This window comes from Microbacterium sp. KNMS (assembly GCF_053851835.1).
The window spans coordinates 123267-145285 of record NZ_JBSQBP010000004.1 but is presented as its reverse complement, the minus strand read 5'-3'; the positions used below and the strand labels follow the sequence as shown (position 1 = coordinate 145285).

General features: G+C 72.3%; 21 protein-coding genes. 6 read left to right on the top strand and 15 right to left on the bottom strand.

Going from position 1 to position 22019, the window contains the following annotated elements; all coding sequences use genetic code 11:
- Window positions 1–4: 4 nt before the first annotated feature.
- The 4 genes from ACWXWW_RS04225 to ACWXWW_RS04210 are packed head-to-tail and all read right to left on the bottom strand — an operon-like array spanning window position 5 to window position 2227.
- Entirely contained in the window at window positions 5–766 is a 762-nt protein-coding gene (locus ACWXWW_RS04225; protein WP_455968922.1) for an ABC transporter permease, read from the bottom strand.
- Window positions 763–1530 (bottom strand): ABC transporter ATP-binding protein, encoded by a 768-nt coding sequence (locus tag ACWXWW_RS04220; protein WP_282978957.1) that lies wholly within the window; start codon window positions 1528–1530, stop codon window positions 763–765. Before ACWXWW_RS04220 ends, ACWXWW_RS04225 begins: the two co-directional genes overlap by 4 nt.
- Entirely contained in the window at window positions 1527–1892 is a 366-nt protein-coding gene (locus ACWXWW_RS04215) for a DUF1048 domain-containing protein (protein ID WP_282978956.1), read from the bottom strand. The genes ACWXWW_RS04220 and ACWXWW_RS04215 overlap by 4 nt, the downstream gene beginning before the upstream one ends.
- 2 nt (window positions 1893–1894) lie before the next feature.
- On the bottom strand, window positions 1895–2227 hold the full coding sequence (locus ACWXWW_RS04210) for a PadR family transcriptional regulator (RefSeq protein WP_282978954.1): 333 nt from the start codon (window positions 2225–2227) through the stop codon (window positions 1895–1897).
- A 192-nt stretch (window positions 2228–2419) separates the two neighbouring features.
- Between ACWXWW_RS04210 and ACWXWW_RS04205 the strand changes: the two genes are divergently transcribed.
- Together ACWXWW_RS04205 and ACWXWW_RS04200 are read left to right on the top strand one after the other, a co-directional pair.
- Complete coding sequence (locus ACWXWW_RS04205) at window positions 2420–4441, top strand: aldo/keto reductase (protein ID WP_455968921.1); 2022 nt, start codon at window positions 2420–2422, stop codon at window positions 4439–4441.
- A complete protein-coding gene (locus ACWXWW_RS04200; RefSeq protein ID WP_282978952.1) occupies window positions 4420–5457 on the top strand; it encodes a LacI family DNA-binding transcriptional regulator in 1038 nt (345 codons plus the stop codon). Before ACWXWW_RS04205 ends, ACWXWW_RS04200 begins: the two co-directional genes overlap by 22 nt.
- A 30-nt stretch (window positions 5458–5487) precedes the next feature.
- Here ACWXWW_RS04200 and ACWXWW_RS04195 read toward each other — a convergent pair whose 3' ends face one another.
- Window positions 5488–6657: an RtcB family protein gene (locus ACWXWW_RS04195; RefSeq protein ID WP_455968919.1), complete on the bottom strand. Its 1170-nt coding sequence runs from the start codon at window positions 6655–6657 to the stop codon at window positions 5488–5490.
- 385 nt (window positions 6658–7042) lie between these two features.
- On the opposite strand from ACWXWW_RS04195, the gene ACWXWW_RS04190 reads away from it, so the two are divergent.
- The gene (locus ACWXWW_RS04190) at window positions 7043–8620 is read left to right on the top strand and encodes a DUF222 domain-containing protein (RefSeq protein ID WP_455968918.1); all 1578 of its coding nucleotides are present in this window, start codon (window positions 7043–7045) and stop codon (window positions 8618–8620) included.
- Here the strand turns inward: ACWXWW_RS04190 and ACWXWW_RS04185 are convergent.
- The 4 genes from ACWXWW_RS04185 to ACWXWW_RS04170 all read right to left on the bottom strand — a co-directional run bounded on the left by ACWXWW_RS04185 (window position 8521) and on the right by ACWXWW_RS04170 (window position 12524).
- Window positions 8521–9303: a DUF429 domain-containing protein gene (locus ACWXWW_RS04185; protein WP_421074627.1), complete on the bottom strand. Its 783-nt coding sequence runs from the start codon at window positions 9301–9303 to the stop codon at window positions 8521–8523. The genes ACWXWW_RS04190 and ACWXWW_RS04185 overlap by 100 nt on opposite strands.
- A gap of 29 nt (window positions 9304–9332) precedes the next feature.
- A complete protein-coding gene (locus tag ACWXWW_RS04180) occupies window positions 9333–10445 on the bottom strand; it encodes a baeRF11 domain-containing protein (protein ID WP_455968916.1) in 1113 nt (370 codons plus the stop codon).
- Between the two features lie 64 nt (window positions 10446–10509).
- Window positions 10510–11925 (bottom strand): amino acid permease, encoded by a 1416-nt coding sequence (locus tag ACWXWW_RS04175; RefSeq protein WP_455968915.1) that lies wholly within the window; start codon window positions 11923–11925, stop codon window positions 10510–10512.
- Between the two features lie 26 nt (window positions 11926–11951).
- A complete protein-coding gene (locus ACWXWW_RS04170) occupies window positions 11952–12524 on the bottom strand; it encodes a TetR/AcrR family transcriptional regulator (RefSeq protein WP_282978941.1) in 573 nt (190 codons plus the stop codon).
- Window positions 12525–12589: 65 nt separating this feature from the next.
- On the opposite strand from ACWXWW_RS04170, the gene ACWXWW_RS04165 reads away from it, so the two are divergent.
- Complete coding sequence (locus ACWXWW_RS04165) at window positions 12590–13777, top strand: MFS transporter (protein WP_455968913.1); 1188 nt, start codon at window positions 12590–12592, stop codon at window positions 13775–13777.
- Between the two features lie 95 nt (window positions 13778–13872).
- Window positions 13873–14805, top strand: a complete 933-nt coding sequence (locus ACWXWW_RS04160) for an aldose 1-epimerase family protein (protein ID WP_455968911.1) — start codon at window positions 13873–13875, stop codon at window positions 14803–14805.
- 9 nt (window positions 14806–14814) lie between these two features.
- On the opposite strand, the gene ACWXWW_RS04155 is transcribed toward ACWXWW_RS04160, so the two are convergent.
- From ACWXWW_RS04155 to ACWXWW_RS04130, 6 genes are all read right to left on the bottom strand, one after another.
- Complete coding sequence (locus tag ACWXWW_RS04155) at window positions 14815–14967, bottom strand: hypothetical protein (RefSeq protein ID WP_271173085.1); 153 nt, start codon at window positions 14965–14967, stop codon at window positions 14815–14817.
- A 413-nt stretch (window positions 14968–15380) separates the two neighbouring features.
- Window positions 15381–16562, bottom strand: a complete 1182-nt coding sequence (locus ACWXWW_RS04150) for a thiolase family protein (RefSeq protein WP_282978937.1) — start codon at window positions 16560–16562, stop codon at window positions 15381–15383.
- 32 nt (window positions 16563–16594) lie between these two features.
- Entirely contained in the window at window positions 16595–17773 is a 1179-nt protein-coding gene (locus tag ACWXWW_RS04145) for a bifunctional 2-methylcitrate synthase/citrate synthase (RefSeq protein ID WP_271173083.1), read from the bottom strand.
- A 13-nt stretch (window positions 17774–17786) separates the two neighbouring features.
- A complete protein-coding gene (gene prpB / locus ACWXWW_RS04140; protein WP_282978936.1) occupies window positions 17787–18686 on the bottom strand; it encodes a methylisocitrate lyase in 900 nt (299 codons plus the stop codon).
- The gene (locus ACWXWW_RS04135; RefSeq protein WP_455968909.1) at window positions 18686–20212 is read right to left on the bottom strand and encodes an MmgE/PrpD family protein; all 1527 of its coding nucleotides are present in this window, start codon (window positions 20210–20212) and stop codon (window positions 18686–18688) included. Before ACWXWW_RS04135 ends, prpB begins: the two co-directional genes overlap by 1 nt.
- A gap of 76 nt (window positions 20213–20288) precedes the next feature.
- Window positions 20289–21047, bottom strand: a complete 759-nt coding sequence (locus tag ACWXWW_RS04130; protein WP_455968907.1) for an SDR family NAD(P)-dependent oxidoreductase — start codon at window positions 21045–21047, stop codon at window positions 20289–20291.
- Between the two features lie 156 nt (window positions 21048–21203).
- Here ACWXWW_RS04130 and ACWXWW_RS04125 point away from each other — a divergent pair, with 156 nt between their 5' ends.
- Window positions 21204–21953 carry an enoyl-CoA hydratase/isomerase family protein gene (locus ACWXWW_RS04125; protein WP_455968906.1) on the top strand — a complete coding sequence of 250 codons (750 nt, stop codon included), beginning with the start codon at window positions 21204–21206 and terminating at the stop codon, window positions 21951–21953.
- Window positions 21954–22019: the final 66 nt, after the last annotated feature.

Genomic DNA, 22019 nt, shown 5'->3' with positions numbered 1-22019 from the left:
CGCCTCACGTGAAGCGGCGACGGTATACGGCCAGGGACGCGAGGTACGCGACGACGAGGATCCCGATGCACCACGCGAGCGCGACCCACAGGTCGGCGCCCACGGGCTGCGCCGCGAGCAGGCTCCGGATGCTGTTCACGATCGACGTCACGGGCTGGTTCTCGGCGAACCAGCGCACGGGCCCCGGCATCGACTCCGTGGGGACGAACGCTGAGCTGATGAACGGCAGGAAGATGAGCGGGTACGAGAACGCACTCGCGCCATCCACCGTCTTGGCCGAGAGGCCGGCGATCACGGCGACCCACGTGAGGGCGAGGGTGAAGACCGTGACGATCCCGGCGACCCCGAGCCAGGCGCCGAATCCCGCGGGCGAGCGGAAGCCCATCAGCAGGGCCACGAGCACGACCACGAGCACCGACACGAGGTTCGCGACGACCGAGGTCGCCACGTGGGCCCACAGCACGGCCGAGCGCGCGATCGGCATCGACTGGAACCGCTCGAGGATGCCGCCCTGCAGATCCATGAAGAGCCGGTACGCCGTGTAGGCGATGCCCGACGCCACGGTGATGAGCAGGATGCCCGGCAGCAGGTAGTCGACGTACGATCCCGCTCCCGTCTCGATCGCGCCGCCGAGGACGAAGACGAACAGCAGCATGAGCGCGATCGGCGTGACGACCGTCGTGATGATGGTGTCGGGGCTCCGCCCGATGTGCCGCAGCGAGCGCCCGGTGAGGACGGCCGTGTCGGCGAGGACATGAGCGGTCATGCCGCTTCTCCTTCCGTGTCGCCCACGAGCGCGAGGAACACGTCCTCGAGGCTGGGCTGCTTCTCGATGTACTCCACCTCGGCCGGCGGCAGCAGCCGCTTGAGCTCGGCGAGCGTGCCGTTCACGATGATCCGGCCGCGGTGCAGGATGGCGATGCGGTCGGCGAGCTGCTCGGCCTCGTCGAGATACTGCGTCGTGAGCAGGACGGTCGTGCCGCCGGCCGCGAGCTCCCTGACCGTCTCCCACACCTCGATGCGCGCCTCGGGGTCGAGGCCTGTGGTCGGCTCGTCGAGGAAGATGATCGACGGATCTCCGATCAGGCTCATCGCGATGTCGAGGCGGCGGCGCATGCCGCCCGAGTACTCGCCCGCCTTGCGGTCGCCCGCGGCCGTGAGCGAGAAGCGCTCGAGCAGCTCGTCCGCGACGGCACGCGGGTTCGCCAGGTGACGCAGCCGCGCCACGAGCACGAGGTTCTCGCGGCCCGTCAGCACCTCGTCGACTGCCGCGAACTGGCCCGTGAGGCTGATCGCCTCGCGAACTTTCCCGGCCTGCGTCGCGACGTCGAGCCCCGCGACCTGCGCGCGGCCGGCGTCGGCCGCGAGCAGGGTCGAGAGGATCCTCACGAGCGTCGTCTTGCCGGCGCCGTTCGACCCGAGCAGCGCGAAGATGCTGCCGCGCGCCACCTCGAAGTCGACGCCGCGCAGGACGGCGAGGTCCTTGTAGGACTTCTCGATCCCCTGCACGCGGATGGCCGGCGCGGTCATGATCGCCCTCCCGTCGCGTCGTCGACGGCCTTGCGGAGGCGCTCGCGCTCCCGATCGATCCACTGGCGGCTCCGGTAGGAGCGCACGAAGTCGTCCGCGAACTCGACCGGGTCGTCGCCCACGATCTCGCGCACGGCCATCCCGTCGACCGCCGCGCGCTCGAAGAGGTCGGCGAGGTCGCCGAGCATCGTGATCATCGTGTCGCCGTCGGTGATGCCGCCCTGGTACATGAGGTAGCGGTCGACTGCCTGCGCGACCGTGCGGTGCGGCTCGGGGAGCTCCTCGATCCGCGCCTTGTACTGCCGGTACTGCTTCTTCTGCTCGAGCGAGCCCGTGAGGGCTTCGATCCACTTCGCTGCCATGGTCACCTCTCCTTGTCGTCGTGGAGCTGTTCGATGCGCTCTGCGAGGAAGCTCCACGTCCTCCAGAACTCGGCAAGCTGCTCGCGCCCCTGCGGGTTGAGCGAGTACACCTTGCGCGGCGGGCCCTTCTCCGACGGGACCTTCTCGACGTCGACGAACCCCTTCTGCTCGATCCGGACGAGCAGGGCGTAGACGGTGCCCTCGACGAGGTCCGTGAACCCCTGCTCGCGCAGCCGCGCCGTGATCTCGTAGCCGTACGCGGGCCGCTCGGCCAGGAGCGCGAGCACGATGCCCTCGAGCGTGCCCTTGAGCATCTCGGTCATCTGATTGCCCATCGCTCACCTCCTCTACTCTGTGATGCTGACTACCACTAGACGGTAACACTGAGTACCGGTACCTGGCAACACTGAATACCGAATCCTGCGGAACACGCCGTGAGCGTTCACGGAACCCTTGACCTCACCGCGCGATGTGCCTATCGTGGTGCACGCCGTGAACGTTCACGGCCTCCGATCGAAAGGACGATGGTGACCTCTCCTCAGCTGGCTTCCGCAGACCCCTCGACGCGACCGACCACGGGCGGATGGGCGGTGCTCGGCCCCGGGCAGATCGCGCGACGGTTCCTCGGCGAGCTCTCCGAGAACGGCGGCGGCCTCGTCGCCGTCGGCAGCTCCGACAGCGGCCGTGCCCGCGCGTTCGCCGACGAGGCGGAGGAGCGCGGGGCGACGGATGTGACCGCGGGCACGTACGAGGAGGCGCTCGCCGACCCGCGTGTCGCGGCGGTCTACGTCTCCGCCGTGCACACCGCGCACCCGGCGCTCGTCGTCGCCGCGCTCGACGCGGGGAAGGCCGTGCTGTGCGAGAAGCCGCTCTCGGTGAACCACGGCACGACGATGGCCCTCGTCGACGCGGCCCGCGAGGCCGGCGTGCCGCTCGTCGAGGCGTACATGTACCGGTTCCACCCGCAGACCCGCGCGGTGCTCGACCTCGTCCGGGAGGGCGCGATCGGCCGGGTCGTGCACGTCGACGCGTCGTTCGCGTTCCGCGTCCCGCAGCGTGGGGGCCGCCTCTTCGATCCGGCGGTGGCCGGCGGCGGCATCCTCGACGTCGGCGGATACCCCGCGACGATGGTCTCCGCGATCGTCGATGCGGCCGAGGGCGCGCACGCGTCGGAGCCGGTCGACCTCTCGGCGACGGGCGTCGTCGGCCCCACGGGGGTCGACGAGTGGACGGTCGCGCGCGCGACCTATCGCGGCGGCATCACGGCGACGCTCTCTGCCGGCGTCCGGGCCACCGCGCCGAACGACGTCACGATCCTCGGCGAGAAGGGGCGCATCCGCATCCCGGAGCCCTGGGTGCCCACGGGCGCGACGACGATCGAGCTCACGACCGTCGACGAGGGCGAGCGCGTCATCGAGATCGACGCGGCGCCGGCCTACGCGCTCGAGGCGCAGGCCACGCTCGCGGCCCTGCGCGACGGCGCTCTCGAGGCGGCCGAGATGACGTCGGCCGAGACCCTCGCGACCGCGCGCACCCTCGACCGCTGGCGTGCGGCCATCCGCCTCCGCTACCCCTTCGAGGCGGAGACCGCCGACATCCCGCCCGTGCGCCCGCTCGTCGTCTCGGACGCGGCGATGCGGTACGGCGAGATCCCGGGCGTCGGCAAGCGCGTCTCGCGCCTCGTGATGGGCGTCGACAACCAGCCCGACCTCGCCCACGCGTCGGCGATGTTCGACCACTACTTCGCGCACGGAGGCAACGCGTTCGACACGGCGTACATCTACGGCGACGGCGCGCTGGAGGGGCGCCTGGGGCGGTGGATCGCGAACCGCGGGGTGCGCGAGGACGTCGTCGTCATCACGAAGGGCGGCCACACGCCGCACTGCGACCCCGAGTCGGTGTCGCGTCAGCTGCTCGAGAGCCTCGAGCGGCAGGGCACGGACTACGCCGACATCTACATGCTGCACCGCGACAATCCCGACGTGCCGGTGGGCGAGTTCGTCGATGTGCTGGACGAGCACTTCCGCGCCGGGCGCATCCGCGTGTACGGCGGCTCGAACTGGACCCCCGCGCGCATCGACGAGGCGAACGCCTACGCGCGCGCGAACGGGCGCCAGGGCTTCACCGTGGTGAGCAACCACTTCGGGCTCGCCGAGGCGCTCGACGTCCCGTGGGAGGGCTGCGTGCACGCGACCGACGCCGCATCCAAGCGCTGGCTCGCCGAGCGCGGCATCCCGCTGCTGCCGTGGTCGTCGCAGGCCCGCGGGTTCTTCACGGGGCGTGCGCGGCCCGACGACCTCAGCGACCCCGAGCTCGTGCGCTGCTACTACAGCGACGAGAACTTCGAGCGGCTGCGTCGCGCCGAGCAGCTGGGCGCTGACCGGGGCGTGCCCGCCACCGCCATCGCGCTCGCGTACGTGCTCGCGCAGCCCTTCCCGACGTTCCCCCTCTTCGGCCCGCGTACGATCGAGGAGGCCCGGTCGTCGATGCGGGGCCTGTCCATCGAGCTCACGGCCGAAGAGGTGGCATGGCTGGACCTTCGCAGCTGACGGGAGCGGACGACCCCGCGCCCGCGGGGTCGTCCGCCGCCGGGCGCCGACGCGCGACGATCCTCGACGTGGCCGCTGCCGCCGGAGTCTCGCGGCAGACCGTGACGCGCGCCATGAACGACATGAGCGGCATCAGCGCCGAGACCAAACGGCGGGTCATGGAGGCTGCGCGCGAGCTGTCGTACCGGCCGTCGCGCTTCGGCCGAGGCCTTGTGACAGGCGGCGCGCGGCAGCTGGGTCTCGTCGTCAACGACCTGCGCAACCCGTACTCTCCCGAGCTCGCGGCGGCCGTCGTGCGGCTCGCGGCGGACGAGGGATGGAACGTGATGCTCGTCGACATCGGTCTCGCGAGCGACGCGGATCGCCTCCTCGCGTCGCTGCGCGAGCAGGCGGATGTCGTCGTCGGCTATCTCGGGGAGTGGTCGGCCGGGTGGGGGAGCGGCCTCGCGACGACGCCGCTCATCCAGCTGGATGCGGGCGAGACCACCGAGCACGCGGGCGTGCGGCTCGACCCCGTCGCCGCGATCGGCGATCTCGTCGCGCACCTCGTGGCGGTGGGCGTGCGGCGCCCCGTCGTGCTCGACGCCTCGGCGCCGCGCGAGCCCAGCGCGCGCGGCGCGGCGATGGCGGCGGCATTCCGCGAGCACGGCGTGGAGGCCGAGGTCGTGCACGCGGCGTCGTCGAGCGCCGAGCACGCGTCCGCCGTCACCGCGCAGATCGTGCGGCGGGCAGCGCCTCCCGACGCGCTCCTGGCGTTCAACGACCTGATGGCGCTCGGCGCGCTGTCGGCCTGCCGCCATGCGGGCCTCGATGTGCCGCGCGACATCCGCGTGGCGGGGGTCGACGGTCTCACGATCGGGACCCTCGTCGCGCCGACCCTCACGACGCTGGCCGTCGACTTCGACGAGGTCGCCCGCCACACCCTCGAGCTCGCCGTCGCGCTCCGCGACGGCGACGCCGACGTCGATCGCTTCCGCGTCGTGCCGCATCGTCTCGTCCTGCGCGAGTCGGCGTAGCGAGGGCGGGGCCGCGGCCCCGCCCTCGCCTCAGTCGCCCTTCACGTTCACGAGCTGGCGCAGCGTGTGCCGCACCGAGACGAGATCGGCCGCGTCGGCCATCACCTGATCGATCGGCTTGTACGCCTGCGGGATCTCGTCGATGAACGCCTCGGTGTCGCGGTACTCGATGCCGGCCATCGCCTCGCGCAGCTGCTCGCGCGTGAACGTGCGGCGCGCAGCCGACCGCGAGTACTCGCGGCCGGCGCCGTGCGGCGAGGAGTTCAGCGCGAGGGCGTTCCCCCTGCCCTCGACGACGTACGACGCGGTCCCCATGGATCCCGGGATGAGCCCGGGGCGACCGGCGTCCGCCAGGATCGCTCCCTTGCGGGACACCCAGACGCACTCGCCGAAGTGCATCTCCGACTCCGTGAAGTTGTGGTGGCAGTTGATGCGCTCGAGCTCGTCGACCTCGGCGTCGAGGAAGCGGCCGAGCTGGTGCGCGACGCGGTCCATCATCTCCTCGCGGTTGAGCAGCGCGAACCGCTGCGCCCACCGCAGCTCCCTGATATAGCGGTCGAACTCGTCCGTTCCCTCGACGAGGTACGCCAGGTCGATGTGCGGCAGGTCGAGCTCGTCGCGCCGGGCCAGGCTCTTGGCGACGGCGATGTGATGCTGCGCGATCCGGTTCCCGACCCCGCGTGAGCCGGAGTGCAGGAACATCCACACGGCATCCGTCTCGTCGACCGAGACCTCGATGAAGTGGTTGCCGCTGCCGAGCGATCCGAGCTGCAGCCGCCATCTCCTCGCCCGCTTCGCGGGATCGAAGCCCGCCTCGGCGGCGAGCTGCTCGAGCTCGGCCACCCGCGGCTCGGCTGTGGCGACGACCTTGCGGTTGTCGTGCCCAGCCGAGAGCGGGATGGCGCGCTCGATCTGCTCGCGGAGCTCGCGCAGATCGCGCGAGACGAGATCCGCGCGCGTGAACGGCGTGCGCACTGCGATCATCCCGCAGCCGATGTCGACGCCGACCGCGGCCGGCATGATCGCGCCGCGTGTCGGGATGACCGATCCGACGGTCGCGCCGAGCCCGAGATGCGCGTCCGGCATGAGCGCCACGTGGGGGTGGATGAACGGCATGCGCGAGGACGTGCGCGCCTGCTCGACCGTCTGCTCGTCGATCAGGCTCGCCCACGACAGCAGGCGTTCCGAGAGCCTCTCCATGATTCCTTTCCTTCGATCCGCGGGTCCTGGTCCCCGGACCTCCTCCGCGTGACGGAAAGGAGACGCCCCGGACCTGTGCGGTGCGGGGTGTGATGCGAGCGGGTGCTGCTACACGGCCGGCGCCGGAGGGGTCGACGAAGAGCGGTTCTGGGGCTTGCTGCCCAGGACCGCCCGGCGAAGCTCCCGTCGCGGGCTCATCGCGTCGTCCTCTCGACTCGCTGCGTGTGCCGGTCGGCACAGCCTTGCGACCCTACCGGCGGGCCGTGTCGGCGCGCAAGGGGCCGCCTCGGAATCGCGAACCGATGCGAACGGATGTCCGCACGTGAGTTATCCACAGATCGAGATTCTTCGGTGGAATGTCCGAGGCGGTCGGTACTCTGGAGGCATGTCGAAGACGACGTCGCCGAGCGGGTTCTCGAGCGTTCCGTGGGAGTTCACGGACGACGAGATCGCGTCGACCCGCGCGCTGTGCGGGCGCCTGGAGACCTCGCGGCGACTGCGCGCGCAGGCCGATGCGATGGAGATCGAGGCGCTTGCCGAGGCCGCACGGATTGCTCGGGCGCAGCGGGAGCGCGCGGGCGGACCCTCGTCGTACGACTTCCCGTTCCGCTCGATGGCGAGCGAGACCGCGGGCGTGCTGCACGAGTCGAAGTCGCGGATGATGACGAAGCTCGCAGACGCGGAGGTGCTGGTCGAGCGGTACCCCGCGACGGTTCAGGCGCTGGCTGAAGGCCGGATCACCGTGCGGCACGTCGACGTGATCCGGCGGGCGGGGGAGCGGCTGCCCGAAGAGCTCGACCAGGAGTACGAGGAGGCGGCGATCGGGTTCGCCGAGACCGCCTCGCCCGGCCAGTTGCGGGCCTTCGCGATCGAGCTCGCTGAGCGACTGTGCCCGACGCCGATCGCCGACCGGCATGCCGCCGCACGCGCGCGTCGACGGGTCCGCGTGGATGACCTCGAAGACGGCGTGAGCAGATTCGAGCTGATCACCTCCACAGCCGAGGTCCACGCGGCGCGGGACCGCATCCGGAGCATGGCCCGAGCGATCGTCGCCGAGAACCGCCGCGCGCGGAAGGCGGCGGAAGCGGAAGGCGGGCCGGAGGCGGCAGCGGAGGTCGACCCGCGCACGCAGTCGCAGATCGAGGCGGACCTGTGGATGGACCTGGCGCTGACGGGCCGGCCGTCCGCGCACGCGCTCCGTGAAGGCGGCGCGCTCGACGCGATCCAGGCGAACGTGCAGATCGTCATCCCCGTCGAGACGCTGGTGGGGCTCGACGACGAGGCCGCCTTCGTCGCCGGGCACGGTCCGGTCGACCCCGAGACGGCGCGGCGCCTGGCCGGACACGCGGCGGGGTGGGACCGGGTGTTCCTGCGTCCTGACACCGGAGCCCTCCTCACGGTGGACCGATACGCCCCCACCGCGGCGCAGCGCCGGTTCCTCCTCGCGCGGGACGAAACGTGCCGTGGCCCGGGGTGCGAGAACCGAGCCGCGACGGCGGATCTCGACCATACGATCCCGTATCTGCGCGGCGGGGAGACGTGCGTGGGCAATCTGGAGTGCCTGTGCGAGGGATGTCATCTCGACAAGCACCACTCGCCGTGGACCGTCCGCCAGATCAGCCCCGGGGTGCTCGAGTGGGTCAGCCCGATCGGGCGGACCTCGGTCGACCGCCCGAGACCCCAGGTACGGTTCGAGTCCCTCCCGGAGCCGAGGGCGAGATCCGGCGCCGCGCCGCCGGGGGAGTGGCCGTCTCTCGAACACGAGGTTGAGGTCGAGATCGATGCTGACCTCGAGGTCGACGTCCCGATCCCCGATGTGCTGCCGGACGCGCCTCCGTTCGATGAGGCCTGGCAGCAGCTGCTCTACGACGAATGGGTTGCCGAGATCGAGGCGGATGAGTTCGACCTGCTCGTCAGCGAGTCGAGCGGCGCGGTCGGGAGTGCGATCCATCCCTCGGTCTGAGCCGCGGGGCGCAGCTCGTCGGGTACGGGGAGGGTGTGCCCGAGCGCGTGGGCGCGCGCGTTGAGCGACGCCGCGAGCGCGTCGAGTGCGTCGTCGGAACGGCCGAGCAGATCGCGCTGACCGTCGTCGACGTCGAGCCACGGGGCGAGGCCGAGGAGCGACTCCGCGGCCCGCATCCGCGCGTCCGGCTGGGTCTTGTAGCCGGCTGTCTGCACACCCCAGAGTCGCAGGGCCGCGGCGGGGTAGACCTCGACCAGCCTTCCCGCGCCCGAGCGGTCGATGCGCTCGCCTGCCGCCTCGAAGGCGGCGAGCAGCTCCGCGCAGTGCATGGCGGTCATCCCGAGTCGGTCCGTCGAGACGCTGAGCGGCCACCGCCCGGTCACCTCCCGCACCGCCCGATCGGTGTGACGATAGGCGAGCCGACGGCGCCAGTCCCTCCCGGAGAGCGATCGCGGCGACATCTCACCGCGCTCGTGCGCGGAGACGAAGGCGACGAACTCGGCCGGCCAGCCGAATGCGCAGTCGATCGCGACGACGTCCGCCCCCTGCGCGAGCGCGACGATCTGCACATCGTCGATCCCGACGGCGAGGCTCGTGAGCCGAGCGGAGCCATCCGTCCACTCGATCCCGGCCGCGGCCGTCCGCTGGGCCTCCGCTGCGAGGTCGACGCCGATCGTGAGCACGCCCCCACCCTATGGGCGCCAGAGCCCCCCTATCGCGGCGTCGGCACGGCGAACCGCAGGACGGCGGCGAGCGGGGCGCCGTCGGTGAGATCCTCGCGTCGGACAGCGCGGACCTCGCCGCCCGATTCGAGGACGCGCGCGATGACGTCCTCGATGAGGGCCGCATCCTCGCCGTCCTCCACGACGCGGCCGAACTCGTCGAGCTTCCCGGGCAGATCGGCCGCGTGGTCGAATCGCAGCTCCGCGATCGCCGCCGCCGCTGCGGCGGCCGCGACCTCCTCGAGGCGCGACGTCGCGAGGCCCTGCGAGCGCAGCTCGCCGAAGCGCTCCTTCCACTGCTCGGTCGCAGCCCGGCGGCGCTCCGCGAGGATGGCGCGAGCCTCGTCGCCGAGCCGACGATCGTCGAGCGAATCGGGATGCGCGGGGATCGCGGTCTCGAGCAGCGCATCGTGGGTGTTCTGCGCACGGTAAGCCGTTGCGAGATCGTCGGAGATCGAGAGGATGAGCGGGACGCCGCGCGGGACGATGCGGACCACCTCGTCCTGCACGGCGCGACAGAATCGCTCGCGCTCGTTCTGATCTCCGTCGGCTCCGCGAGCGCGGTCGCGGTCGAGCTGCCCGTCGTTGTCGGCGCGCGCGAACACGAGGTCGAGATCGTCGGGGAGCTCGAGCGGGTGCTCGACGAGCGATCCGTCGGCCTGCAGCTCGGTCAGGCGCGCGCGGTGCTTCGACAGCTGCAGCACGAATGCGCACGGATGGTGGTCGCGCGTGCGCAGGAGCGCGCGGATCGCGAAGCGCGAGCCCACACGGACCTGATCCTGCACGGGGAACGGCAGCCGGAACGCCTCGCGCCGATCAGGCGAGGCGAGCAGGAGGAGGGAGCGGGACTGGTGCTCCCAGAACCCGTCGTCGTCGAGCGTCTCCCGGAGGCGGCGGGTCACGGCGCGCTGCTCCTCGGTCGGGATCCCGCGCTGCGCGAGACGATCGGCGACCTGGTCGATCGCATCGCGCAGCGCGATCCGCACGCGCTCATGATCCGCCGGAACCGGGGACGACTCCAGGGCGATGGTCGCGCTCGCGGGGTGACGATGCGCGAGGAGGTCGAGCAGTCGGTCGTCGTCGGGGATGTCCACGGTGAGCATGGGGCGACGATAGGCAGAGCCCCCGGGGAGGACGGGAGGGGGTTGCGGATCCGCCCGGGGCGGGTTAGGCGGCGTCGGCCCGCTTCGCCCGGCGCGCGCGGATCTCGTACGCCGCGAGCAGGACGCCGATCCAGACCGGCCCGATGACGACCGCCGTGCGGTACTGCGGCGAGAACGCCATGAGCACGACGACGCCTGCGAGGAAGGCGAGGACGATCCACGGCGCGACCCGCGCGAACGGAAGCGGGAAGGCGAGCGCGGCCGCGGCATCCGGCCCGATCCGCCGGCGGAACCTCATCTGCGTGATGACGATCATGGCCCAGTTGATGATCGCGGCGATGAGCGCGATCGACAGCAGGTACTGGAACGCGAACTCGGGCCACAGGAACACGACGACGACCGCGATCACCGTGACGGCCGACGAGGTGAGCACTCCGGCGACGGGCGCGCCGCGGCGGGAGAGCCGGCCGAGATACGCGGGCGCGCTGCCCCGCTGCGCGAGCGAGTAGAGCATGCGCCCGTTCGAATAGAGACCCGAGTTGTAGACCGACACGACCGCCGTGAGCACGACGAGGTTGAGGATGTGCGCGGCGCCCGGGATGCCCACGCGGTCGAAGATCTGCACGAACGGGCTCGTCTCGCCGTCGAGGAGCGACCACGGCACGACCGACATGATCACCGCGAGCGCGCCGATGTAGAAGATGAGGATCCGCAGGACGACCTGGTTCACGGCCTTCGGGATGGTGCGCTCCGGGTCTGCCGCCTCGCCCGCGGTCACGGCGACGAGCTCGGTGCCGCCGAACGAGAACGCGACGATCGCGAGCGAGGCGATGGTGCCGCTCACGCCGAGGGGGAAGAAGCCTCCGTCATCGACGAGATGGGCGAAGCTCGGCGTCGGCAGGTCGGGGCTGCTGTTGATCCCGAGCACCACGACGACGACGCCGAGGACGATCATCGCGATCACGGCCGCGACCTTGATGATCGCGAACCAGAACTCGAACTCGCCGAACGCGCGCACGCCGATGAGGTTCACGCCCGTGATGAGCACGAGCACGATCGCCGCCGAGACCCACGTCGGAACGGCGGGGAGCCAGTAGTTGATGAACGATCCGACGACCGAGAGCTCGACCATCGCGACCGCGATGTAGTTGAACCAGTAGTTCCAGCCCGACACGAAGCCCGCGCGCGGGCTCCAGTTGCGGTGCGCGTAGTGGCTGAAGGCTCCCGAGACGGGCTCGTCGACCGACATCTCGCCGAGCGCGCGGATGATGAGGAAGATCACGGCGCCCACGACGAGGTACGCCAGGAGGACGGATGGCCCCGCGACGCCGATCGCGTCGGATGAGCCGTAGAAGAGCCCCGTCCCGATCGCCCCGCCCAGCGCGATCATCTGGATGTGGCGGCTGCGCAGCTCGCGCTTCAGGCCGCCGTCGCCGCTGCCGACGGCGCGTGAGGCCGCAGGGATCCTTCGGGTGCTCATCCCTCCATCCTCGCGGATGCGGGCGCTCAGCCCTCGCGCGCCTGGAGTCCGACGACGACCGCGTGCACGGTGGCGGCCACGAGGGAGCGGTCGAGCGGGCGGTGCTCGAACGTGCGGTGCATGGGCCAGCCCTCGACGAGCGCGTCGAGGGCGCGCGCGACGTCGGGCGAGAAGTGGAGGGTGAGGCTGTCGCGGCTGCGCAGGAGCCACGTGCGCGCGAGCTCGGCGACGGCGGCGTTGTGGTTGCCGTACGCGTACATCTCGAAGAGCAGGACCATCTCGCGCGGCACCGCGTACTCCGCGCCGCAGATGAGGTCGACGACGGCGGCCTCCGCCTCGGCAGGGCCGGCTGCCTCCTCGAGGCTGCGCCGGTAGCGCGCCGACATCTCGACGGACAGGCTCTCGAACGCCTGCTCGAGGATGTCCTCGAGGCTCGAGAAGTAGTACGTGAGCGACCCGAGGGGCACCTCGGCGCGCGCCGCGATGCGCCGGTGCGTGGTCTTGTGCACCCCGACCTCGGCGATGACGTCGAGGGCGGCCTCGAGGATGCGCGACCGGCGGTCGGGGTCGTTCGGAACCTGCCTGCGGCTGCCGCTCATGCCGACCAATCTCTCATGTCCGTGGACCCGGCCCCTCCCGCGCCTGAGTGTGTACCATCGTACAAGTGACCCCTGCCATCCGTCAGCGCCGGAACGCGCTCTTCGTGATGTTCCTCCTCCCCGGCATCGGCATCTCGTCCTGGGTGACGCGGACGCCCGACGTGCAGCGGCTGCTCGGCGCGCGCATCGACGAGATGGGGTTCATCCTCTTCGGGCTCTCGGTCGGATCGATGATCGGCATCCTGTCCTCGGGCGCGCTCGTCGCCCGGTTCGGGACGCGCCCCGTGATCGCCGTCGGGACGCTCTCGAGCGCGACCGGCGTGGCGGTCGTGGGGCTCGGGGCGGCCCTCGGGATCGCGCCGCTCGTCGCGGTCGGGCTCGGTCTGTTCGGGCTCGGGATGGGCGGCGCCGAGGTGGCGCTGAACGTCGAGGGTGCCGAGGTCGAGCAGGCGATCGGCCGCTCCGTCATGCCGCTCATGCACGGCTTCTTCAGCCTCGGCACGGTCGTCGGGGCGGTCGCGGGCATGCTGCTCACGGCCGCGGCGTTCCCCGTCGCCGTGCATCTCGCCGTCGTCGCCGCGCTCATCGCGGTCGTGCTCGCCGCGGCCATCCGCAATGTCCCGAGCGGCATCGGCCGCCGCGCGACGCCGCGCGAGCGCGGTCGACGCGCCCCGCGCGCCGCGGTCTGGCGGGACCCCGGCCTCCTCCTCGTGAGCGGCATCATCCTCGCCCTCGCGATGGCGGAGGGGACAGCGGGCGACTGGCTGCCGATCCTCATGGTCGAGGGGCACGGCGTCGATGCGGCGCTCGGGTCGGGTGTCTACGCGATCTTCGCGGTCTCGATGACCATCGGCCGCTTCGCCGGCGGGCGCTTCGTCGACCGCTTCGGGCGTCCGACGGTGCTCGCCGCGAGCGCGCTGCTCGGGGCGATCGGCCTCGCGGTCGTCATCTTCGTCGACAGCCAGGCGGCCGCTGCGGCCGCGGTCGTGCTGTGGGGTCTCGGCACGTCGCTGGGCTTCCCGCTCGCGCTCTCGGTCGCGGGCGACTCGGGCGAGGACACGGCCGCGCGCGTCTCGTTCGCGGCGACGATCGGCTACGTCGCGTTCCTCGTCGGGCCGCCCGTGCTCGGCCTGCTCGGCGAGCACTTCGGGCTGCGCGCGGCCCTCATCGTGGTGCTCGCGCTCGTCGCGGTCGCGATCTTCCTCGCACCGGGCGCGCGCACCCCGGCCGAGCGCGAGCTCGCGCGCCGCTGAGGGCGGCTCCGCACGTCGGGTTCGCGTGCGCGCCTCGGACGCGGGATACTGGCGATCGCGCGAATGTGAGCGCGCACATCCGATGAGGGAGCGAAATGACCACGCACGCCGATGTCTCGGGCGTTCAGCACATCCTGCGAGCGGGCGGATATGAGGCCGCCGTCGCGAGCGTGGGGGCCACGCTCCGCGCGCTGACCTTCGAGGGGCGCGACCTCGTCGTGCCGTTCCGCGCGGACGAGGTGCGTCCGGCGTATCGCGGCACGACGCTCGCGCCGTGGCCGAACCGCGTGGTCGACGGGCGCTACCGCTTCGACGGCGTCGAGTACCAGCTCGCCCTCACGGAGCCGTCGCGCGGCCACGCGCTGCACGGGCTCCTCTCCTGGGCCGGTTTCCGCATCGTCGAGGAGAGCGGCGCCCACGTGACGCTCGCCGCGACGATCGAGCCGCAGGAGGCGTACCCGTGGCGCGTCACGGTCACCACGACCTACGCGCTCGACCCCGACTTCGGTCTCACGCAGACCGTCTCGGCGGTCAACGAGAGCGCTGCGCGCGCCCCGTTCGGCACGGGCCCGCACCCGTATCTCGTCGGCGGCGCCGGCACGGTCGACGACTGGACGCTCTCCCTCCCGGCCGACACCGTGCTGAACGTCACGGAGGACCGGCTGTCGCCGACGGGGCTCGCCCCCGTGACCGACGACGCCGAGCGCTTCGACTTCCGCGACGCGCGCCGCATCGGCGCCGTCGAGATCGACCACGCCTACACGGACCTCGCGCGGCAGGGGGCGCTGGCCGTCGTCTCGCTGACGGATGGTGAGGGCTCGGGCGTGCGGATGTCCTGGGACGAGCGCTGCCCGTGGGTGCAGATCCACACCGCCGACCTGCCCGGCCGCGGCGCGGGGCACCGCGCCGGTCTCGCGGTCGAGCCGATGACGTGCCCGCCCGACGCCTTCAACTCGGGCACGGACCTCGTCCTCCTCGAGCCGGGAGCGCCCGTCGAGGTCGCGTCCTGGACGATCGCCGCGATCTGAGCTCCGCGCTCAGTCGTCCTCGCCCTCGGCCTGCGAGGGATGCCCGAACTCGATCGGATCGCTCGACGACTCGATCTCGTCGGGGTCCTCGCCCTCGGCCTGGGAGGGGTGACGGTGCTCGGGGTCCGAGGGACGTGAGGGCTGGTCGGGGAACGTGCTCATGTCGCACCTCTCTCTTCGGATGAGGCCAGTCTCCCGCGCGGCGCGCCCGTTCGGAAGGCCTTGACAGCGCAGCGCCCCCTCCGTCGATGGAGGGGGCGCTGCCGCGCGTCGTCGCGGGAGGTGCGGGGGAGGATCAGTCGTCCTCGCCCTCCGCCTGCGACGGGTGGCGGTCGAACCACGCCGGAACCGCGGCGAAGTCGAAGGCGTCGGTGTCGTACTCGAGGGCCGGAGCGTTCATGGTGTTCTCCTTCTGTCGGCGATCTGGGGCGGTCGGTGCCGCGTCGAGTCCAGGATGCGCCTCCCGCAAGGGGCGCAGGAGAAGAAATCTCGCGAAGAAAACGCCGTTCTTTAGAGTTTCCGCAAGATGACGCGCCGCTCGACGCCGGAATCGTGCGTAGGAAAGCGCTTGCCGCTCATTCGTCCCAGCGGCGCAGCAGAGCGGCGATCGCCTGGCCGCCGCCGATGCAGAGCGTGACGACCGCGAACTCGAGGTCGCGGCGGCGCAGATCGAGAGCCGCGCGCACCGCGAGGATGGCTCCGGTCGCGCCGACGGGATGACCTAGGGCGATCGCGCCGCCGTACGGGTTCGTCCGGGCGGGGTCGAGGCCGGCGTCGCGGATGACCGCGACGGCCTGCGCGGCGAACGCCTCGTTCACCTCGAAGACGTCGACGTCCTGCGGCGCCAGCCCCGTCCGCTCGAAGAGGCGGGCCAGCGCGATGACGGGCGCGTACCCCATGAGGGCGGGCTCGATGCCCGCGGTCGCGACCGCCTCGATCGTCGCGAGCGCGTCGAGCCCGCGCGCGCGGACATCCGATGCGCGCAGGAGCACGGTCGCGGCCGCGCCGTCGTTGATCCCTGACGCGTTGCCGGCCGTGACCGTGCCGCCCTCCTGGAAGGCGGGCCGCAGGCGCGAGAGCGCCTCGAGGGTCGTGTCGGGGCGCGGATGCTCGTCCTGCGACACCTCGACCGGCGTGCGCCCGGCCGTCGTCACGGGCACGATCTCCTCCGCGAAGGCCGCGCGCGCGGCGTCGCTCGCGGCCCGCCGCTGGCTCTCGAGCGCGAACGCGTCCTGCTCGGCCCGGGACACGCCGTACCGCTCGGCGACGGTCTCGGCCGTCGTGCCCATGTGGCGGCCGCTGAACGGGTCGGTGAGGATCGCGAGGGTCCCGTCGCGCAGGACGCGGTCGCCGAAGCGCGCGTTGCCGCGGGCGTCGTCGACGAGGAAGGGCGTGCGCGACATGCTCTCGTCGCCGCCCGCGACGACGACGTCGACGTCGCCCCAGAGGAGCTCCTGCGCGCCCGACCAGATCGCCTGCAGGCCCGAGCCGCAGAGCCGGTTCACGGTGAGGGCGGGCACGCTCGGGGCGAGCCCGGCCGCGAGCGCGACACGGCGCGCGTTGTACGCGTCGGCTCCGTACTGCGCGACGCAGCCCATCACGACCTCGCCGACCTCCGCGCCGTCGACGGCGGCGCGGCGCAGCGCCTCGCTCACCGCGGCGGCGCCGAGCAGATGCGCGTCGGTGTCGCGGAACGCTCCCGCGAACGACCCGACGGGCGTGCGCGCTCCCGACACGATCGCGACCCTCTCGGACATCCGGACCTCCTCGTCCTGGCGTCGGCCGGGTGTCAGGCCGACTCCTCCGCGCGCTCGGCGATCTCGCGGTCGATCTCGTCGGGCTCGTAGCCGGGCACCCGGCGCTGGGCGGGGCCGGTGTACGCCGAGAGCGGGCGGATGAGGGCGTTCGACGCGGCCTGCTCCATGATGTGCGCGGTCCACCCCGTCACGCGCGCCGCGACGAAGAGCGGCGTGAAGGTCAGCGTGTCGAAGCCGATGAGGCTGTACGCCGGGCCCGACGGGTAGTCGAGGTTCGGGTAGATGCCCTTGCGGTTCACGAACTCGGTCTCGAGCGCCGTGTAGAGCTCGAGCACCTCGGGCCGGTCGTAGTGCGCGACGAGCGACTCGAGCGCGGCGCGCATGGTCGGAACGCGCGAGTCGCCGCGCTTGTACACGCGGTGCCCGAAGCCCATGATCTTGCGCTTCTGCGCGAGCGCGTCGTCGAGCCACGGCACGACGTTCGACGCCTCGCCGATCTCGTCGAAGATGTCGAGCACGGCCTCGTTCGCGCCGCCGTGCAGCGGGCCCTTGAGCGCGCCGATCGCCGCCGTGACCGCGGAGTACAGGTCACTGAGCGTCGACGTCACGACGCGCGCGGTGAACGTCGAGGCGTTGAAGGAGTGCTCGGCGTACAGGATCATCGAGCGGTTGAACGCGTCGACGACGACGGGGTGCGGCTCCTCGCCGAAGGTCATCCACAGGAGGTTCGCCGCGTAGTCGAGGTCGTCGCGCGGAGGGATGGCCTCGAGCCCGCGGCGGCGGCGCTGGCCGTACGCGACGATCGCAGGGAGGGCCGCGAAGAGGCGCAGGCTGCGGTCGAGGTTCTGCTCGGCCGTGCCGCCCGAGGCCACGGCGCTCAGGCCGCCGAGCTCAGCGGCACCGAGGGCGCTCACCGCGGTGCGGACCTCGTCCATGGGGTGCGCGGCTGTCGGGACGAGGTCGATGACGGCCTTGACCTCGGGCGCGAGCGCGCGATGGCGCCGCTCCTCGGCCCGCAGGGTCGCGAGCTCGTCGTCGGTCGGCAGCTCGCCGTGCCACAGCAGGTGGGCGACCGCCTCGAACGGCTGCGTCGCGGCGAGCTCCTGCACGGGGTAGCCGCGGTAGAGCAGGCTGTTCGTCTCGGGGTCGACCTTCGACACGGCCGTCTCGTCGACGACGACGCCCACGAGCCCCTTCTTGATGTCCGTCATGTTCGCGCTCCTGTCACTTCTCGATCGTGAAGTCGTAGACGCCGGCGTCGAACCGGCTGTATCCGGAGTAGTCGATGAGCTCGTAGAGGTCGGCGCGGTGCTGCATCGCGCCGACCTGGGCGTCCAGGCTGCCGTCCGCGTTCAGGGTGTCGAGGGCGCGCTCGGCCGCGCCCATGGCCATCCGCAGCAGCGAGACGGGCCAGATGACCATCCGCACGCCCGCGTCGCGCAGCTGGTCGACGGTGAACAGGTCGCTCTTGCCGAACTCGGTCATGTTCGCGAGCACCGGCACGTCGAGGGCCGACGCGACCGCCTCGAACTCGCGGAGGTCCTTCATCGCCTCGGGGAAGATCGCGTCCGCACCCGCGTCGACGAGGGCCTTCGCGCGGTCGATCGCGGCGTCGAGGCCGGCGATCGCGCGGATGTCGGTGCGCGCCATGATGAGGAGGTTCCCGTCGCGGCGGGCGTCGGCGGCGGCGCGGATGCGCTGGGTCGCGGTCGAGAGGTCGACGACCTCCTTGCCATCGAGGTGGCCGCATCGCTTGGGGTTCACCTGGTCCTCGATGTGGAGGCCCGCGACGCCCGCGTCCTCGAGGGTCTGGACGGTGCGCGCGACGTTCATCGGCTCGCCGAAGCCCGTGTCGGCGTCGACGATCGCGGGCAGCTCGGTCATCCGCGCGATCTGACCCGCGCGCTGCGCGACCTCGGTCAGCGTCGTGAGCCCGATGTCGGGCAGCCCGAGATCGGCCGATAGCACGGCGCCCGAGATGTACACGCCGTCGAACCCCTTGCGCTCGATGAGGCGCCCGGAGAGCGGGTTGAAGGCGCCGGGGAAGCGGAGCAGCTCGCCCGACGCGAGCCGCTCGCGGAGCAGGCGGCGCTTCTCGTGCGCCGGCGTCTGCGCGTACAGCATCAGAAGAGTCCCTTCGGCAGGGCGACGGCCTCGAGCACGCCCGCGCGCGCGACGATCGTGAGCTGGGCGACCTCGGCGGGGCTGAGCTCGGGCAGGCGCTGCGCGAGGTCGAGGAACCGCTCGATCTCGATGTCGTCGAGCACGGGCTCGGCGAGCGTGCGGAACTTGCGCACGTAGTCCGCGCGCGCGAACGGACGTGCTCCGAGCGGGTGCGCGTCGGCGACCGCGATCTCGTCGACGACGGTCGTGCCGTCCGCGAGGACGATCTCGACCCGCCCGCCGAACGCCTTCTCGTCGGGATCCTCGGAGTGGTAGCGGCGGGTCCACTCCGGGTCCTCGGTCGTGGTGATCTTGCGCCAGAGCGCGACGGTGTCGCCGCGCGCGGCTCGCTCGGGCGCATACGAGTCGACGTGGTGCCACCCGCCGTCCTGCAGCGCGACCGCGAAGATGTAGGGGATCGAGTGGTCGAGCGTCTCGCGCGACGCCGTCGGGTCGTACTTCTGCGGGTCGCCCGAGCCCGAGCCGATGACGACGTGCGTGTGGTGCGACGTGTGCAGCACGATCGAGCGGATGTTCTCGGGATCGCGCAGCTCGGGGCGCGCGGAGCCGAGGCGTCGCGCGAGGTCGATCCACGCCTGCGCCTGGTACTCGGCCGAGTGCTCCTTCGTGTACGAGTCGAGGATGGCGCGCTTCGGCTCCCCGGGGGCGGGCAGGGGCACCTCGTAGCGGCCCTCTGGTCCGTCGAGGAGCCACGCGATCACGCCGTCCTCGCCCTCGTAGATGGGGGAGGGCGAGGTCTGCCCGCGCATGGCGCGGTCGACCGCCTCGACGGCCATCTTGCCGGCGAAGGCGGGCGCATGCGCCTTCCACGTCGAGATCTCGCCCTTGCGGGACTGCCGCGTGGCGGTCGTCGTGTGGAGCGCCTGCGACACAGCCTGGAAGACGACCTCTGGCGCGAGGCCGAGCAGCGTCCCGATGCCCGCGGCGGCCGACGGTCCGAGGTGCGCCACGTGGTCGATCTTGTGCTTGTGGAGGCTGATCGCGCGCACGAGGTCCATCTGGATCTCGTAGCCGGTCGCGATCCCGCGGACGAGCGCGCGGCCGTCCGCGCCCACATGCTGGGCGACCGCGACGAGCGGCGGGATGTTGTCGCCGGGGTGCGAGTACTCGGCGGCGAGGAACGTGTCGTGGTAGTCGAGCTCGCGCACGGCGACGCCGTTCGCCCACGCCGCCCACTCGGGGCTCGTGTGCTCGTCGAGCGCGCAGCCGAACACCGTCGCGCCCGCTCCGCCGCGGGAGACCGGATGGTCGAGCGCCTGCGCACGGGCCGCGACGACGGGGCCGCGCGTGAGCGATGCGGCAGCGACCGCGGCGTTGTCGATCACGCGGTTGATCACCATGTCGACGACGTCGTCCTCGACCTCCACGGGGTCCGCGGCGACCTCTGCGATCCGCCAGGCCAGCTGCTGCTCGCGGGGGAGCGGCTCCTCGCTGCGGTACGTGCGGACGGGGTGGATGACGGTCATCGGCAGGCCTCCGTGGTCGTGAAGCGGATGTCTCCAGGGTGCCACGGCGCGGGGCGACCGGGCGCGGGGGCCGCGATCACCGCGGGGGCATGCGGATCGCGCCGTCGAGGCGGATCGTCTCGCCGTTGATCATGGCGTTCTCGACGATGTGCGCCGCGAGCGCCGCGAACTCCTCGGGGCGCCCGAGGCGCGCCGGGTGCGGCACAGCGGCGGCGAGCGACGCGCGCACCTCGTCGGGCAGCGACGCGAGCATGGGCGTGTCGAACGTGCCGGGGGCGATGGTCGCGACGCGGATGAGCTTCGACGCGAGATCGCGCGCGGCGACGAGGGTCATGCCAGCGACGCCCGCCTTCGACGCCGTGTAGGGGATCTGGCCGATCTGCCCCTCGAACGCCGCGACCGACGCCGTGAGCACGCACACGCCGCGCTCGCCGTCCTGCGGCTCGTTGCGGGCCATCCGCGCGGCCGCGAGGCGGAGCACGTTGAACGTGCCCACGAGGTTCACGCGCACGACCTGCTCGAACGCCTCGAGCGATCCGGGTGAGCCGTCGCGCTCGACCAGCCGGACGGGCGTGATGCGCCCGGCGCAGTGCACAAGCGCGCGCAGGGGGCCGCGGGCCTCAGCGGCGTCGAGGGCGGTGTCCACCTGGGCGGCGTCGACGACATCGGCCGGCGCGAACGTGCCGCCGATCTGGGCTGCCGCCGCCTCTCCGGGCGCGCCAGGAAGGTCGACGACGACGACGTGCGCCCCCGCCTGCGCGAGACGCCGCGCGGTCGCGAGACCGAGCCCCGACGCGCCTCCCGTCACCACCGCCGATGCGCCAGCGAGCTCCATCGCCCCACCCCGCTCTGTCTCGTCCGAGCGCCTGCGGCGCCGTCGTCTGCCTGGCTCGACGCTACCGGCGAAGCGCGCGGGCGGGAAGGGCGGGCCGGATGTCCGTGGCAGGATGGCCGGGGCCGCGTCGCCGAGGACGCGGGAGGGAGGAAGCCGATGGACGCCGTGCTGCTCGAGGTCGCCGATGCCGTCGCGACGATCACGCTGAACCGGCCGGAGCGGCTCAACGTGCTCGACATCGGGATCGCCGAGGCGCTCGCGGACGCCGCGCAGCGCGCCGCCGCCTCCGACGCCGAGGTCGTCGTGGTCACCGGCACGGGCCGCGCGTTCACGGCGGGCGGAGACGTGCAGGCGATGGCCGCGGCCGACGACCGCTCCGCCTACATGCTCGACCTCGTCGGGGCGGCCAACCGCGCGATGACGGCGCTGCGGGCGGTGCGGCAGCCCGTGGTCGCGCGCGTGAACGGCATCGTCGCGGGCGCCGGGATCGGCATCGTGCTCGCCGCCGACGTCGCGGTCGCCGTCGACACGGCCACGTTCACCCCGGCGTACGGCGCGATCGGCCTCGTGCCCGACTGCGGCGCGACCGCTCTGCTGCCGCGCGCCATCGGGGATCGGCGTGCGCGCGACCTCCTCCTCACCGGTCGCCGGATCGACGCCGCGACGGCGCTCGAGTGGGGGCTCCTCACCCGGGTGGCGACCACCGAGGAGCTCGACGCATCCGTCGCCGACGTGCTCTCGGCCATCCGGAGCGCGGGTCCGACCGCGCCGTCCGCGACGAAGGAGCTCCTCGATCTCGACGGATCGTACGCCGACGCGCTCGCCGCGGAGCGCGAGGCGATCGCGCGCGAGGCCGCGACGCCGTTCGCCGCCGCGCGCCTGGAGGCGTTCGCCCGACGCGGCTAGCACCGTCGGGGAAGCCCTGTCAATCGGATGGAAGCCCCCGGCCCCGCGGATCTACCGTTCGATCAC